This is a genomic window from Nonomuraea sp. NEAU-A123 (assembly GCF_018603905.1).
Classification (GTDB): Bacteria; Actinomycetota; Actinomycetes; order Streptosporangiales; family Streptosporangiaceae; genus Nonomuraea.
In genome coordinates this window covers 333,869-348,496 of sequence record NZ_JAHFZZ010000002.1, presented here as the reverse complement: position 1 = coordinate 348,496, position 14,628 = coordinate 333,869, and the positions used below count along the sequence as shown (strand labels likewise).

The window sequence follows — 14,628 nt, the reverse complement described above, 5'->3', positions numbered from 1 at the left end:
ACTCCAAACCGAGAAAGACGCTCGACTGGGAAACCCCAGCCGAGCGTCTGGCTGCGCTCTTCACGGCACACACTTGATCACCCGGTTTGACTGCCCCGCTGGACCTTCGCCCGAGGAGACACTGTTGGCGAATGGCTCGAAGAGCGGCGCTGGATCACTTGCGTAATTAGTATCTCGGCCAGAGCCACAAGCGGTATACGGCGTCCCATCCTGGGGTGCCCGAGTCCAGTCTGCACTGGTAGTCGATGTACTGGCCGCTGAGCATGTGGGACTGACCCCATGCCTGGCAGGTCGCCCAGTATTGGTGTGTCCAGCTGGTGGGCTGGTACCCGTCGGCGTAGGCGGCTGTGGGGGTGAGGACGAGCAGGGCGCCTGCGGCGGCGGTGCTCAGGGCCAGGGCTAGGGATCGGCGGGTGGGACGCATGTACGCCTCCAGGGGAAGTTGAACGATCCGAGAGTCAACTACCCACAGTCATAGATCCACTACCCTCCGTGCACGCCTTGTTTCCCTGCCCGGGAGAACAAGACGTGCACGCGAAGCTCCTAACGAGCGAGGGTGCCCCGAACGTGTCCATGGTCATGAACGAAGCAGTGATTCGCCGCGTTGTTGGCGGCTCCGAGGTGATGCACGCTCAGCTTCAGCGGTTGCTTGATGTGGCGGACCTGCGGAACGTGACGCTGCAAGTACTGCCCTTCGCCGTCGGAGTGGGAAGCGTTCCTCGATGGCGTGAGCAAGAAAGAGTTCGACTTGCCATAAGGACTCTGACTAGGCCGTTTCCATGTTGGGATAGCCATATCAAAAGAATGCCCGGTCGCCTTGTTGGTGGCTGGGCACTCTTATGTGACTCTCAGCTTTGAGCGATGTTCGATCAAGCCTCCTGCGGGGGACTCCGCTCCGGAATGATCTCCCGGAGCCACTCAAGAGCGCAGGTTGCGCACAGATCGCTGTCATGGTGACAGGCGCGCTGCCAGGTCGGCGGCGGGGCCGGGTGGGAGGCTGCCGTGCAGCAGTTCGACGCGGTGTACCAGCCGGGGCGCCACCAGCGGCACGCCGCAGGCGGCGGAGGCGGGCAGCAGTGTCAGGCCGTGGCCGGCGGCGACCAGGTTGAGCACGGTGTGCACGTCGTCGCCGGTGTAGTCGAGCGCGGGCCGGAAGCCGTCGCCGAGCAGGTCGCGCAGCCGCTCCAGCGGGCACAGGGTCGTCTGCAGCCAGTGCGCGTCGACCAGGTCGGCCAGCCGCAGCCCCGCCCGGCCGGCCAGAGGGTGGTCGCCGGGCAGCGCCACGACCAGGCCCTCCTCGGCCACGCCGACCGTGGTCAGCGGGCCGACCTCGGGCAGGCGCAGCGGGTCGTTCGGTGCGGTGATCCCGTCGGCCAGGCCCGCCTCGGCCGTGCCGTCGGCCACCAGCCTGGCCACCTCGTCCCTGCCGCAGGTGCGTACCGTCACTCGTAGCCGCGGCTGCGCCGCTCGCGCCGCCGCCAGTCGTACGGCCAGGACCGAGTTGAGCGCCAGGGGTGTGGCGGCCAGGGTCAGGCGGTGGGCGGGGAGTGCGGCGGTGCGCAGCACGTCGGCCCGCGCGGCGCGGATGCGCAGCAGCAGCGGCCCGGCGTGCTCCAGCAGGCGCAGGCCCGCCTCGGTGGGCGTGACCGGGCGGCGGTGCAGCAGCGGCAGGCCCAGGTCGGCCTCCAGCGTGGCGACCTGCTGGGAGATGGCCGACTGGGTGTAGCCGAGGTGTTCGGCCGCCGCCGAGAACGAGCCCGTCTCGGCGACGGTGACGAAGGTACGCAGCAGATGAGGGTCCATCAGTGTTTCTTATAGCACGTACAGACATCATCGTTGGCGCTTAAGGAGGGGTGCGCCGCACCATGGAGGCATGAGAATCGCCCTGGTCGGAGACCGCTCGCCCAGCGTGCGCGCGCACGCCCGCATCCCGCTGATCATCCAGGCGCTGCGCGAGCGTGACGGCATCGCGCTCGACCCGTACTGGATCCCCTCCACCGACGCCCACGACGAGGCCCTCGCACGCTTCGACGGCATCTGGATCGTGCCCGGCAGCCCGTACCTCAGCGAGGAGGGCGTGATCAGCGCCGCGCGGACCGCGCGGGAGCACGGCATCCCCGTCCTGGGCACCTGCGGCGGCTTTCAGCATCTGCTGCTGGAGTACGCGCGCGGCGTGTGCGGGCTCGACGTGGCGCACGCCGAGAACGATCCGGGAGCGCGCGATTTCCTGCTGCTGCCGCTGGAGTGCTCGCTGGCCGGCCACGAGGGGCTGGTACGGCTGGCGCCCGGCACGCTGATCGAGCAGATCATTGGCTCGTCCACCACGATGGAGGCCTACAGCTGCTCTTACGGCCTCAACGACGCCTACGAGCACAAGCTCGTCGAGCACGGTCTGGTCTTCTCCGGGCACGCCGACGACGGCATGGTGCGGGTGGCCGAGCTGCCCGGACACCCGTTCTACCTGGCCACGTTGTTCCAGCCGGAGCTGTCCGGCGACGGTAGCCGCCCGCACCCGGTCATCTCCGCCTTCGCCGCCGCGGTCAGCCGTAGGACGGCTCGGCGTGCCGCAGTTCCCGCAGGCCGGGCAGGGTGATGGCGCCCAGCCGCGCGCCGGTGCGCGGCTCCAGCCGCAGCACCTGCTCGCCCGCGCCGGCCAGCAGTTCGCCGTTCAGCCAGGCCAGCCCGCGCGCCTGGCCCGGCAGGTCCCAGGCGCCGGCGCCGGCCAGTGTCTCGCCGTCGGCCGACAGCAGCCGCTTGCCCGCCGCCAGGTAGGCGCGGCCGTTCGCGGCCACCGCGTACGCCTCGCCGCCGGGCCGCTCGCCCAGCAGGCTGCCGCGCTTGATCCGCAGGTCGTCGGTGGAGGCGACCACGGCCCGGCCGGTGGAGGCGTCGAAGACGTACAGCCGCCTGGCCTGGGAGTCCAGCGCCATCGCGTGCGACAGGGGCGGGCCGAGACCGAACGGCTCGGGCAGGTCCAGGCAGTAGGCCCAGCGCTGGTCCAGGCTGAGCACGTGCACGAAGGCGTGCACGCCGGGGCTCAGGTCGTGGCCGGCGATCAGGTCGCGGGTGTGCAGGTGCTCGTCCTGGTGGGTGTAGAGCGTGTAGAGGGTGGCCAGGTCCGGGTCGTGGACGGCCTGGCGACCCTTGCCGCGCATCTCCTCCTCCTTCGACAGCGGCACGGGCTGCTTGGCGCGGGTCAGCAGCGGCGTCATCCGGCCGACGGCCAGGTCGTACATGCGGACGCGGTAGCGGTCGGGGTGTTCGGGCGGCAGGTGGTCCAGGACGTACATGACCTGGCCGTCGCCGGAGAACGCCTCCGGTTCGATGTTGCCGTCGAGCTGGAGCGTGCGGGTGCCGTCGGCTCCGGTCAGGGTGATCGTGGTGCGGCTGCGCGGGCCGGGTTCGGGGCCGAGGGCGACGACCCGGCCGGAGACGGCCTTGATCCGTTCGCCGGGAGCGTCGGTCTGCTCGAGGAGGTGGCCGGTGGTGGCGTCGTAGGTGCGCAGGTGGCCGTGGTCGAGCTGGTACAGGCGCAGCCAGCGGGCGCCGGGCACGGCCCCGGGGTAGGTGGCCGTCACCGCGCCGGTGGACAGCTCGACCAGGGACAGCCCGGCGGCGGTCTCGGCGAGCAGCCAGCCGCGCGGGGCGGGGGGCGCCGCCTTGCGGGGCGGCTGGGCGGTGGTGGCGCAGGCCGATACGGCGGCCGCTGCGCCGAGCGACAAAGCTTGGCGTCTGGTGATGGGGGTCACGTCTTCGGTACACCGGCGGGCGGCCGGAGGTTCCCGCCTACTGGCCGGGCGGGAGGGTGGCGGTGAGGTGGAAGCCGCCCTGCGGGTGGGGGCCCGCCTCGATGCTGCCGCCCGCCTGGCCGAGCCGTTCGGCCAGGCCACGCAGCCCGCTGCCGGTAGCGGTGTCGGCGGGCTGCGGGCCGTTGGTGCCGTTGTCGCGGATCGTCAGGGTCAGGCCCGTCAGGCCGATCTCCGCCTCGGTGGCGCCGCTGTGCCTGATGATGTTGGTGACGCCCTCGCGTACCACCCAGCCCAGCAGCGCCTCGGCCTGGGCGGCCGGCGGCGGCCCGGTGCGGTGCAGGCGTACCCGCACCCCGGCCGCCGCCAGGGCGTCGCGAGCGCGGGCGAGCTCGTCGGCCAGGCTGCCCGCCCGGTAGCCGGTGACCGCCTCGCGTACCTCGGTCAGCGCCTGCCGGCCGACGGCCTCGATGTCGGCGGCCTGGCGTTCGGCCTGGCCGGGGTCGCGGCGGGTCAGCCGGCGTACCGCCTCGGCCTTGACGACGATGACCGACAGGGTGTGCCCGAGCAGGTCGTGCAGGTCGCGGGAGAAGCGCAGCCGCTCCTGCGCGACGGCCGCCTCGGCCAGCCGCTGCCGGGTCTCGTTCAGCTCGCCGATGATCGCGTGCAGGTGCAGGATGACGGCCACGACCAGGCCCGCGCTGAACGTCCCCCACAAGAACGCCAGGATCGACTCCAGGGTGCCGCCACCGGCCCACACCACCAGCGCCGCGCCCAAGGGCACCGCCGCCGTGGCGATGCGCACCGCTCGGCGGTGCAGGGTGATGCCGCACGCGATGCCCAGCAGCGGGAACAGGTAGTACCAGCCCTCGCCCAGCACGATCGCCAGGGCGAAGACGACCACGGCCAGCGCCGCCAGCGTGACCCGGGCGGGCACGGTCCGGCGCCGGAAAGCCATGATCACCGTCAGTGCGTACAGGGCGGACATGACGGCCAGGCCCGTCCACGACAGCCAGGCGGGCCGCAGCGAACCGTCGACGGTCTCCCAGATCGCGCCCGTGGCCAGCAGGACGAAGGGCAGGAACGCCTTGATGCCGGGCGCCTCGTACGGTGTGCCGCCGGGGTCCGGCAGGTGGGATCGGAGCATCACGCCCACGTTATCCGCGCCCGCCGGCCGCCACGAGCAGACCGGCGGCGCCTCGGCACGTGCGATCACCAGGTGGAGCAGATTCGCTTCGCCCGGCGACATGCCGGGGAGCTCAGGCGAAGACGGTGCCGGTCTCGGTGAACAGGGCGTTGAGCGCCCGCAGACCGCTCCACGCCTTCGTCATGCCGAACTGGGCCGAGAACCGCACGACCGCGCGGACCTCCTCAGGGGTGGCACCAGTGCTGATGGCACGCGTCACATGGACGCGGAAACTCTCCTCCAGCGTCTGGTACAGGACGTCGACGGTCATCGTGGCGAACGCCCGCTCGCGGACGCTCAGCCGCCGCATGCCGGAGCGCATGCGCGACTGCAGGTCCATGTAGTCGGCGAAGCCGGCGTCGAGGTTGTGCACGGCCCGCCGGGTCGGCGCGGGGATCGGGCTTCCCGCGCCGTCCCCGTTCACCGGATGACCCTGCCCCGTGGGGCCGGCAAGACCTTGCTCGCGTTCGATGTCGGTCAGGCGGGCCAGGGCCGCCAGCGCCGCCGGGTAGCCGCTGTCGTAGGCGATGAAGCGCAGCAGCTCCCGGAGATCGTCGGCGTCGACGCCGTGTTGCAGGCCCATCGTCACGTGCGCTTCGAAAGGCAGCCCGAGGGTCTGCTGGCAGACGTCGGCGACCACGCTGAGCAGGACCTTCTCCCGGGTGGTCAGCTCCGGGTTTCCGGCCCAGGCTTTCTGGTCGGTGGCGGCGGTCATCTCCGCGAAGATCGGGTCCAGCGTCTTGATCTGGGTGTCGTAGGGAAGGTTCACGGTCGGGCTCCCTGTCGAATAATGGTTGGTCTGGCCAACGTTGGCCGGGCCAACCATAGCAAGAATCGTTGGGCGTGCCAACGGGTCAGGCGCCTGCGTCGGCGACGACGGAGGTGGCGCCGGTCCGCGAGGAGTTCTCGATGGCGGCCAGCACGCGGTGCTGGCGCACGGCCGTATCGAAGGACGGGTGCGCCGGTCGGCCGTCGGCCAGCGCCCGGGCCAGTTCCCGGTAGAAGGCGGCGATGTTGGCGGCCGGTCCGGCCGGCAGGGGCGAGTCGTTCGCGACGACGAACTCGGTGCGGGTGCCGTCGGCGGCGGCGTGGGTCACGCTCCAGTCGGCCCAGTGCGGGTACAGTCCCGGCCGGGTGGGGGCGATGGCGAGCGTGCCCTCGGTTCCGGTGATCTTGATGTGGAAGCCGTCGGGTCCCGGCGCGCTGCCTCCGTGCACGCTCACCACGGCCACGGCGCCGCCCTCCAGCCGCCCGTGGACGGCCACGTGGCTGGGCACCCCGCTGGGCACCATCCGGCCGGTCTCGATCACCTTGACCTCGCGATGGCGGTGGGCGAGCGAGGCCGACAGCTCGCTCACCGCCCCGGCCAGGTGCTCGACCATGGCCAGGACGTGGCCGGCCATGACGGTCAGCAGGTTCATCCCCGCGGCCGGGTCGGTGCTCCAGGCGAGATCTTGCGGGATGCGGGCCCCGCCGAGGCAGTCGCCCGCGGCAACGATGGTGATCGACTCCAGGGAGCCGATCCGCCCCTCGGCGATCAGGTCCTTGACGAAGGCGGCCGAGGGAGAGTGGAAGCCCTGCAGGACGACCGCGTTGGCGACCCCGGCGGCGCCGGCCGCCTCGGCCAGGTGGACGGCCTCGGCCAGGTTCACCCCCAGCGGCCACTCCGAGACGACATGCTTGCCCGCCGCGAGCGCCGCCTCGATCGCCTTGGCGTGGCCGGGGGCCTTGACCACCACGGCCACCAGGTCGACGTCCGGATGGGCGGCCAGCTCGCCGGCGTCGGCGAAGGCGTGCGGGATGCCGAACGCGGCGGCGCTGCGGCGGGCGCTGTCCAGCCGGGTGGTCGCCACGGCGGTCACCTCGTACTCCTCCAGGGCGGCAAGCGCGGGCAGGTGAGCGGCCGTCGCCCAGCCGCGGTCGGGGCTGGCGCCGATGAGGCCGATACGGATCACGATGACTCCTCAACAAGTTACATACCGATCGGTAAGAAACTAGGGGGGAGCCGGGGTGCCCGTCAACGAGTAACGTACCGATTGGTAAGAAACGTGGAGGAGGTGCGCATGCCAGGAGGACGCCCGCGCGCGTTCGACCCCGACGCCGCGCTGGACAGCGCGCTCGAGGTCTTCTGGAGTCAGGGCTACGAGGGCACGGCGATCTCCGATCTCACCGCGGCCATGGGCGTCAACCGGCCCAGCCTTTATGCCGCCTTCGGCAACAAGGAGGAGCTCTTCCACAAGGTGCTGGACCGCTACATGCAGGGCCCGGGGGGCTTCACCTCCCGCGCCCTGGAGGCGCCGCGGGCCAGGGACGTCGTCGAAGGGCTGCTGTATGGAGCGGTCGAGCTGACCGCCGGCCCCGGCACGCCTCGCGGATGCCTCAGCGTCGGCTGCGTACAGGCCTGCGGGCCGGAGGCCGAGCCGGTGCGGCAGGAGGTGGCGGCCCGCCGGAAGGCCGGCGAGGCGGCCCTGCGCACGCGCCTGGAACGGGCGCGCGATGAGGGCGACCTGCCGGGCGACTGCGACCCCGCCGACCTGGCGCGGCTGGTCACCGCCCTCACCGACGGCATCGCGGTCGCGGCCGCCGGGGGTTCGAGCAGGCAGGAGTTGCTCCAGCTCGCCGGTACGGCACTGCGGATGGCCTTCACGCCTGGACCAGGGTGATGACGCCCGCGCTCACCAGGGCGATCGCCCACATGCGATCCAGGTTGAACCAGGCGCGCCGCAGCACCGTCAGGCCCACCACCTCGTACACGACCAGGGCGATGACGCCCGCCACCACGAACATCGCCAGTGTGTGCAGAGCGGCCACCGCCAGGCCGCCCGTGAGGGCGTGGCCCGGGTGGCCGGGAGCGTGCAGGCTGGTGAAGACCGGCAGCAGCATCAGCCCCGCGCCGTGGGCCGAGGACATCAGGAACGACCAGCAGGCCAGTTGCCACAGCGACAGCCGCATCCCCACCCAGCGGAAGTGCCGGGTGGACAGCAGCCGCCACAGGCCGAACCCGACCAGCACCACCCCGCCGCCGATCGACAGCACCCTGCCGGTGACCAGCGAGCCGGTGGCGCCGACGACGAGCGCGACCAGGGCGACCGAGGCCAGGTGGCCGAGCGCGATGACCGGCAGCGACTGCAGCAACAGGTCCCTGCTGCGCTCCTGCAGGCCGCGGGCCACGGCGAACAGCCAGCCCATGGCCGGGTTCAGGCCGTGGAAGGCGCCCAGCAGGAGCACGGTGGCGATCGTCACGGGTAGCAGTAGGAATCGGAGGAGGCATCGCCGCCCTGAAGCCGCACCTGGTGGGGGCGCAGACCGCGAAAGGCCTCACCATGGGGGAAGAAACGGGTGTCGAAGGTGAAGGAGTCGGCGTCGATCTTGGCCATCCAGGCGCCGACGCCCTCGGGGTAGAACTGGTCGTCCCAGGCGCCGTACAGGGAGTTGGTGACGTAGACGCGGCGGCCGTCGCGGCTGACCTCCACCATCTGGGGGCCGCCCCGCAGGGGCAGCGACGGCTGGGCCGGGTGGGGCGCCTGCCGGACGATGCCGCCGATCTTGAGCGAGCCCAGCTCCACGGGCTTGGCCGGGTCCGACACGTCGTACTGCTTGATCTCGCCGGTGCCCCAGCACGAGACGTACAGCCGCTGATCGTCGACCGACAGGTCGATGTCGGTGACCAGCGGCGGCACCGCGCCGAAGGGCTGTAGCACGGGCGGCAGCAAGGCGGCGTCGGCGGGCTCGGCGGGAATGGAGATCACCTTGTCCGCCTTCCAGCGGCCGTCCTCGCGGAACCAGAGCCAGACGGAGGCCGACAGGTCCGCGACGCTGGTGACGACCCCCGCGAACCCGTAGGCATGGGTGGGGTCGTGCGCCGGGCGGAGCTCCAGGGTCATCTGGTGTTCGTCGCCGAGGTCGATCTCCTGGACGTGCCTGCGCTTGCGCAGGTCCCAGAAGTGCAGCTTGTGCCCGTACGCGCGGCCGAGCAGCAGTTCCCCCACCACCCCGTCCTCGATCATCGACGGTGTGCCCCACTCGGAGCTGATCAGCACGTCATGGTTGAGGTGCCACCAGAAGTCGTAGGCGAGATACTGCGGCCCCCGGTCGACCTCCCAGCGCCCGAGCACCTCGAAGGAGGTGTGGTCGAGGATCGCGATCCCGCCGGGCCCCTCGTTGCCGTCGGCGCCGCCGAGCGCGGACAGGTAGAGCCCTTCCGGCCCGCAGTGCACGGTGTGGGGCCGCGAGTAGCCGGCCCGCTTGGCCAGGTCCTCGGCCTCGATGACCTTGACCAGTTCGGGGCTGATCCGGTCCTTGGTGTCGAAGATGTGGATCCGCGAGGACCGCAGCCCCGGCACGATGAGGTAGCGGCGTTCGACGTGCGGATGCGGGGCGTAGGGGCACAGCGCGCTGCTGCAGGCGTTCCATCCGAAGTGGTGCAGCTCGTCGCCGGTGTTGGGCAGGTCGGTCCAGCCCACCACCTCGCCGTAGGTCGGCGAGGTGGCATCGGTGTCGAGGACGGCCAGCGCGTCCGGCCTGGTCGCCGACCTGTCGAAGGCGGCGACGTAGGCCAGTTTCTCGGCGGGTGCGCCTGCCGCGTCCCTGGGCGAAGGATAGAACGTGGGGTCCGGAGTCCAGAGGCTCATGCTCCCACGTATCCACCAATTCCCTACACGGTCAACCGGGTATGGGCCACGTTTTCGAAATGATCGCGCAATCGGATACCGCGACGTGCTCCGCTACGCAGAGGGGGCTACGTGCGGATGCGGGTAGTGCGGTGAGCGGTGCTGGAAGGAGAGGATGGCGGGGTTCTGGATGACGCCGTCACGGATCTCGATGGCCCGCCGGATGGTGTCGCCCTCGTCCCAGGCCTTGGGGCCGGTGAGCACCGTGCGCAGATGCGGCAGCAGGGACTCGCTGATCTCCCAGGTGGCCGAGTCCCACAGGTAGGACGGGCTGTGGTCGACGGCGTAGTAATGGACCTTGTTCCCCACCTCGAACATCGGCTGCGTGAACGACGTGGGCCGCGCCCAGCTGAAGCCCATCCCCTCATCGCACGACACGTCCACGATGAGCGTGCCCGGCGCGAAGGCGCCAAGATCGTCCTCGGTGACGAACATCAGCGGATTGTCGGTGTTCTGCAGCACGCAGTTGACGACGATGTCATGGTCGGCGATGAACGAGGCGAGCGGTATCCGGCCGCTGTCGGTGAGCGCGTAACTGCGGTTGGGGTCGTCGGCCTCGTGCTCGAAGCGCACGATGCGCGCCGAGTGGATGGGCGAGGCGACCGCGGTGACGTCGCGGAAGGTGAGCAGATCGATGTCGTTCACGCCGTGCGCGTTCAGGGCCGTCACCGCGCCCCGGCCGGTCGCGCCGAAGCTGATGACGACCGCCCGCAGCCGCCGCCCGTAGTCGCCGGTCGTCCCGGTGAGCGCCAGGGCGTGCAGAACCGAGCAGTAGCCGGCCATCTCGTTGTTCTTGTGCAGGACGTGCAGGTTGAAGGTGCCGTCACTGTTCCAGTGGTTCATCGCCTCGAAGGCGATCAGGGTGAGCCGCCGCTCGATCGCGAGCTGGGTCACCTCCTCATCCTGTACGCAGTGCGGCCAGCCCCACAGGATCTGTCCGTCGCGCAACTCCTTGAGGTCCTGGGCCAGGGGTTTGGGGAGCAGGATGACATCGCAGCGCGCCACCAGTTCCTCCCGTGACAGCAACCCGGCGACGTGCGGCGCCAATTGCTCATCAGAGATGCCGAAACGCTCGCCGTAGCCGCGTTCGAGGTAGATGAGGTGCTGAAGATCGGCTTCGATCCGCTCAAAGTGCAGCGGGTGGATTGCCAGCCGGTGCTCGTTCTCCTTGCGTGAATGCGACACGACGCCGAGACTGAGCTGATCCATACGGGCTCCCTTGGGTTGACCCTATGTCTAGCAGGTGCACTTCGGTGAAATGCCCCGGCATCATGCCTGGTGCTCACTGCTGGAGGCGCCGGCCGGTGGCCTCCACCGTGGTGATGACGATGAACTGGTCGCGGCTGCGCGCCCACGGCGTCAGCGGCAGTCTTTCCAACCGGGCGATCTCCGCGGGCTCGTCGGCGACGTGAGCCAGCCCTACGACGGTAACCGACCAGCCGGTCCGCTCCACCGGGTGGAAGTCGTCGACCTCGAAGGCGACGACCGCACGGCGAGTGGCGGCGGCCAGCTTCGAACCGGCCGTCGTGCGGATGACGATGTCGTCGCCGTCCAGGCAGAAGTTGACCGGCTGCACAGCCGGCAGGGCGCGATCGGTGAAGACGATCCGCCCGATCGGGCATGAGGGCAGCAGGCGCATGCACTCCTCGTGGGAGAGCACCTGCAGGCCGGCTGAGTCGAGTTTCATACCTTTCAGCCTGCCGCCGCCCCTACCTGCGGGGTTAGGGACGAAAGTCCCACGACGGCTGCCGATCCGCCCTCAGTTGCCGCTGTCTGCCGCCGGCGTCAGTGCGCTTGCTGTGGACTCGAAGCGGGCGGGTGGCGATGGGTCATCGTGGGCGTAGACCGTCGAGGGCGATGTCGATGAAGCGCCGCCAGTCGCCGATGGCGTCGCGGCTGATCGCGGCCACCGCTCCGGCGATCATGTAGAGGTCCGCGACCTTGACGTCGGCGCGGAGGGTGCCGTCGGCCCGGCCCCGGTCGAGCAGGGTCTCGCCGAGGGCGAGGAGGTCGGTGCCTACCTCGCCGCGCGGCTCGGTCGAGCCCAGGGCCGCCTCGATCGCGCTGGAGACCCCGCGGCCCTCGTCGTGCACCTCGCCGATGCGGGTCAGGAAGCAGGTCAGGGCCTGCCGGGTGTCGGGGTTGGGCAGGCATGCGGTCCGGGCGTACGCCAGGATCTCGGCGAACCGCTGCTCCGTCACCGCCTCGATCAACGCCTGACGTGTCGGGAAATGTCGGTAGACGGTGCCCACGCCGACCCCGGCCGCCTTGGCCACCTCCGCCATCTGCACCTCATCCCCCCGCTCGGCGAACAGCTCGCAGGCCACCTCCAGCACGCGGCCGCGGTTGCGTTCGGCGTCGGTACGGGGCTTGCGGGTGGTGGGTTTTGACATCCCTCGCGGTCCCCTGTCTAGACTCTAAGCGGAATCGGATTCCGAATCCGTCTATGGAAAGGCTACCTCATGTCCAAGGATCGCTTCATCCTCCTGAACGCCGGAGAGTCACGCCTCCCCATGCCGCCGCCGACGACGCTCAAGGCCGGGGCCGCCGACACCGAGGGCCGGTTCTCCCTCATCGAGAATCGGGGCCACCATGACCTCCCGCCGCAGGTCCACGACGCCGACGAGCTGGTCTTCGTCCTGGACGGGGAGTTGGGCATCGACTTCGACGGCCGGACGCATCGCCTGACCGCGGGCATGTGCGCGCTGCTGCCGCGCGGCGTCACCTACGCCATGCGCACCTTGTCGGAGGCTCCGGTCCACACGCTGCACCTGTCTACGCCGGGCGTCCAGGGCGTGGCCGAGCCTGGGCAGGCGGCGGAGAACGGCGACAAAGGCCGCTTCTATCTCCTCCAGCGCGGCGACGTGCGCCCGGGGCGCATCAAGGTCCCGCCCGCGTTCGCCACCAAGGCCCGCGCCACCGACACCGACGGCAGGCTGTCGCTTCTCGAGATGGTGGTGGCTCAGGACATTCCCCGCCACATCCACCACGAGGCGGACGAAGGCATCTACGTATTCGACGGGGAGCTCGTCGTCGAGTACGACGACCGGACGGACAAGGTGGGTAAGGGGCAGTTCGTGCTGCTGCCTCACGGGGTCCCGCACGCGCTGCGCTGCGGGTCCACCCCTCCCCCGCGGGTCATCCAGATCTCCTCGCCGGGCGGCTGGGAGTGTTTCATCGAGGACCTGATCGAGGCCAGGCCGCACATCACCACCGGCGGCCGGCTCGACCCGGTCAAACTCAACCCCATCGCCGCCAAGTACGCCATCACCTACGGCGTGCCGTAACCCCGGCCAAGGCCGGCTCCGGCAGCGGCGCCGGGCGGATCGCCCAGAGCGCGACGGCGATGTACAGGACCTGCTCGGGCACCCGCAGCCACAGAGGCGACGCCTCGCCGCCGTTGAACGGCACGTCGGCGACCGCGGCGTAGATGTTGGCCGGCAGCAGGAGCACGAAGAGCGCGGCCAGCGCGATCCCGGCCGGTCGGCGCGTCCCGGTGATGATCAGCCCCACCGCGCCCATGAGCTCCAGCACGCCGGTCAGGTAGACCATCGCGTCGGCGAAGGGCACGAAGGGCGGCACCATGCGTACGAGATCCCCATGGTTGGGCATGACCGTGACGCCGTCCGGGACGAAGTGCGCGCTGGCCGTCATGAAAAGCATGACGGCCAGCCCGTGCGCCGCACTGACCGGCCACGAGGCGAACCGGCCGACCCCGAAGGCCCCCAGCGCCCGGAAGCCCAGCAGGGCCACCATCAACACGATGATCGTTTCCACGACAGACTCCCTATTGGGTAGTTGCACTATCTAATGTTGGATAGCACAACTATCCCAAAGGGTGTCGCGGTGTCAAGCGGTATAGCGCGGGGTCGTTCAGTTCGGCCAGTCGCCGAGGAGGGCCCGCACTTCTCCGGCCACCTCGCGCACCGACCGGCCGTCGGTGTCCACGCACAGGTCACCCGCCTTGACGCGTTCGAGCGCCGCGGCCTCCCCTGCGGCCCGTTCGGCGACGCGGTGCAGGGCGCCGGAGTCCAGCCCCTTCATCTCGTCCCCCGGAATCGCCGGGCCGCCTCCCCCGCCGCGCCGCGCGACGCGCTCGGCCAGCGTGGCGGGCCCGGCGTGCAGGCGGCACACCGTCAGCGCCGTTCCGAAAAGCAGGTCGGCGTAGCCGCGGACGGTGTCATCGCGGTCGGCGTGCCCGGAGACGATCAGGCACCGGGCCCCGGCCGCGCCGTATCCGGCCCACAGGGCCGCGAGGTTGCGCGCCTTGAGGCGATGGCCGTCCGGGTCGTCGTCCGCGGCGGGCCGCAGCGCGCCGATCTGCTTCAGATCGACGTAAGCAGCCCGTACGCCGGTCTGGATGATCTGCGTGAAGACCTCATACCCGACAGTCGACTTCCCGACCGCGTCGGCGCCGGAGAGCCACAGCACGGGGACCGGGCCGGAAGCAGGTGGCGCCGATGGGCGGGACACGGAGCCGCCGGGCATCGCGGCCGGACCGGTGCGCGGCCATCCACCGGCTCGCTCACGGACCATCCGGGCCACCTCGGACACGGTGCACCCGTCGGTATCCAGGCAGATGTCGGCGAAGTCGCTGAGGTCCAGCAGTTCCGCCTCGGCGACGGCCTCCGCCACCAGATCCGGACGCCACCCTCGGGCCATGAACCGTTCCTTGAGCTCAACGGTGTCCACCCGCAGCCGGCACACGGTCAACGCGGCGTCCGGGAGGAGGTCTGTGTACTCACGAACCTCCTCGGGGCTGTCGACAAAGCCCGACAGCACCATGCACTGCGCCCCTTCCTCCCGGAAGTGGGGCCAGATCGCGGCGAGGCTCTGGGCCCGGATCCGATGGGTGCCGCTCTGCGGGAGGGGATAACACAGGCTGATCTGGTCGGCGTCGAGGAACGCCGTCTTGATGCCGCTTTGGCTCAGCCGCGCGAACAGCTCCCAGCCGACCGAGGATTTCCCGACACCTGACGGCCCGCACAGCCACAGCAACGGCAGAGGATCGCTTCTCATCCGCGCG

Annotated in this window: 17 protein-coding genes; 4 read left to right on the top strand and 13 right to left on the bottom strand. The window is 70.6% G+C overall.

All coding sequences use genetic code 11. The features are described 5' to 3' along the window. Positions 1-166: 166 nt before the first annotated feature. Entirely contained in the window at positions 167-424 is a 258-nt protein-coding gene (locus tag KLK06_RS05760) for a hypothetical protein (protein WP_214634244.1), read from the bottom strand. A 68-nt stretch (positions 425-492) separates the two neighbouring features. On the opposite strand from KLK06_RS05760, the gene KLK06_RS59595 reads away from it, so the two are divergent. After that, positions 493-858, top strand: coding sequence for a Scr1 family TA system antitoxin-like transcriptional regulator (locus KLK06_RS59595; RefSeq protein WP_308168114.1), 366 nt, complete (start codon positions 493-495; stop codon positions 856-858). Positions 859-948: 90 nt separating this feature from the next. Here the strand turns inward: KLK06_RS59595 and KLK06_RS05755 are convergent, their stop codons facing one another. Beyond that, entirely contained in the window at positions 949-1,803 is an 855-nt protein-coding gene (locus tag KLK06_RS05755; RefSeq protein ID WP_214634243.1) for a LysR family transcriptional regulator, read from the bottom strand. A 70-nt stretch (positions 1,804-1,873) separates the two neighbouring features. Between KLK06_RS05755 and KLK06_RS05750 the strand changes: the two genes are divergently transcribed. Beyond that, complete coding sequence (locus tag KLK06_RS05750; RefSeq protein ID WP_214634242.1) at positions 1,874-2,593, top strand: gamma-glutamyl-gamma-aminobutyrate hydrolase family protein; 720 nt, start codon at positions 1,874-1,876, stop codon at positions 2,591-2,593. On the opposite strand, the gene KLK06_RS05745 is transcribed toward KLK06_RS05750, so the two are convergent. The 4 genes from KLK06_RS05745 to KLK06_RS62225 form a co-directional block, all read right to left on the bottom strand. After that, on the bottom strand, positions 2,541-3,749 hold the full coding sequence (locus KLK06_RS05745) for a hypothetical protein (protein WP_214634241.1): 1,209 nt from the start codon (positions 3,747-3,749) through the stop codon (positions 2,541-2,543). The genes KLK06_RS05750 and KLK06_RS05745 overlap by 53 nt on opposite strands. A gap of 37 nt (positions 3,750-3,786) precedes the next feature. After that, positions 3,787-4,962, bottom strand: coding sequence for a sensor histidine kinase (locus KLK06_RS05740; protein WP_214634240.1), 1,176 nt, complete (start codon positions 4,960-4,962; stop codon positions 3,787-3,789). A gap of 43 nt (positions 4,963-5,005) precedes the next feature. After that, positions 5,006-5,701 (bottom strand): carboxymuconolactone decarboxylase family protein, encoded by a 696-nt coding sequence (locus KLK06_RS05735; RefSeq protein WP_308168113.1) that lies wholly within the window; start codon positions 5,699-5,701, stop codon positions 5,006-5,008. An 85-nt stretch (positions 5,702-5,786) separates the two neighbouring features. After that, positions 5,787-6,887 (bottom strand): Gfo/Idh/MocA family protein, encoded by a 1,101-nt coding sequence (locus tag KLK06_RS62225; RefSeq protein ID WP_214634238.1) that lies wholly within the window; start codon positions 6,885-6,887, stop codon positions 5,787-5,789. A 108-nt stretch (positions 6,888-6,995) separates the two neighbouring features. Between KLK06_RS62225 and KLK06_RS05725 the strand changes: the two genes are divergently transcribed. Next, a complete protein-coding gene (locus KLK06_RS05725; protein WP_214634237.1) occupies positions 6,996-7,595 on the top strand; it encodes a TetR/AcrR family transcriptional regulator in 600 nt (199 codons plus the stop codon). On the opposite strand, the gene KLK06_RS05720 is transcribed toward KLK06_RS05725, so the two are convergent. The 5 genes from KLK06_RS05720 to KLK06_RS05700 all read right to left on the bottom strand — a co-directional run bounded on the left by KLK06_RS05720 (position 7,576) and on the right by KLK06_RS05700 (position 11,995). Continuing rightward, complete coding sequence (locus tag KLK06_RS05720; RefSeq protein WP_214634236.1) at positions 7,576-8,175, bottom strand: hypothetical protein; 600 nt, start codon at positions 8,173-8,175, stop codon at positions 7,576-7,578. The two genes, KLK06_RS05725 and KLK06_RS05720, sit on opposite strands and share 20 nt — an antisense overlap. After that, on the bottom strand, positions 8,172-9,563 hold the full coding sequence (locus KLK06_RS05715; protein WP_214634235.1) for a selenium-binding family protein: 1,392 nt from the start codon (positions 9,561-9,563) through the stop codon (positions 8,172-8,174). Before KLK06_RS05715 ends, KLK06_RS05720 begins: the two co-directional genes overlap by 4 nt. Before the next feature lie 93 nt (positions 9,564-9,656). After that, entirely contained in the window at positions 9,657-10,811 is a 1,155-nt protein-coding gene (locus tag KLK06_RS05710; protein ID WP_214634234.1) for a N(5)-(carboxyethyl)ornithine synthase, read from the bottom strand. A 73-nt stretch (positions 10,812-10,884) separates the two neighbouring features. Next, positions 10,885-11,289 carry a pyridoxamine 5'-phosphate oxidase family protein gene (locus KLK06_RS05705; RefSeq protein WP_214634233.1) on the bottom strand — a complete coding sequence of 135 codons (405 nt, stop codon included), beginning with the start codon at positions 11,287-11,289 and terminating at the stop codon, positions 10,885-10,887. Between the two features lie 142 nt (positions 11,290-11,431). Beyond that, a complete protein-coding gene (locus KLK06_RS05700) occupies positions 11,432-11,995 on the bottom strand; it encodes a TetR/AcrR family transcriptional regulator (RefSeq protein WP_214634232.1) in 564 nt (187 codons plus the stop codon). A 69-nt stretch (positions 11,996-12,064) separates the two neighbouring features. Here KLK06_RS05700 and KLK06_RS05695 point away from each other — a divergent pair, with 69 nt between their 5' ends. After that, positions 12,065-12,889 (top strand): cupin domain-containing protein, encoded by an 825-nt coding sequence (locus KLK06_RS05695; RefSeq protein ID WP_250904935.1) that lies wholly within the window; start codon positions 12,065-12,067, stop codon positions 12,887-12,889. On the opposite strand, the gene KLK06_RS05690 is transcribed toward KLK06_RS05695, so the two are convergent. Both KLK06_RS05690 and KLK06_RS05685 read right to left on the bottom strand, forming a co-directional pair. Then, positions 12,870-13,379, bottom strand: coding sequence for a hypothetical protein (locus tag KLK06_RS05690; RefSeq protein ID WP_308168112.1), 510 nt, complete (start codon positions 13,377-13,379; stop codon positions 12,870-12,872). The two genes, KLK06_RS05695 and KLK06_RS05690, sit on opposite strands and share 20 nt — an antisense overlap. A 96-nt stretch (positions 13,380-13,475) precedes the next feature. Further along, on the bottom strand, positions 13,476-14,621 hold the full coding sequence (locus KLK06_RS05685; protein WP_214634231.1) for an adenylyl-sulfate kinase: 1,146 nt from the start codon (positions 14,619-14,621) through the stop codon (positions 13,476-13,478). Between the last annotated feature and the right edge of the window lie 7 nt (positions 14,622-14,628).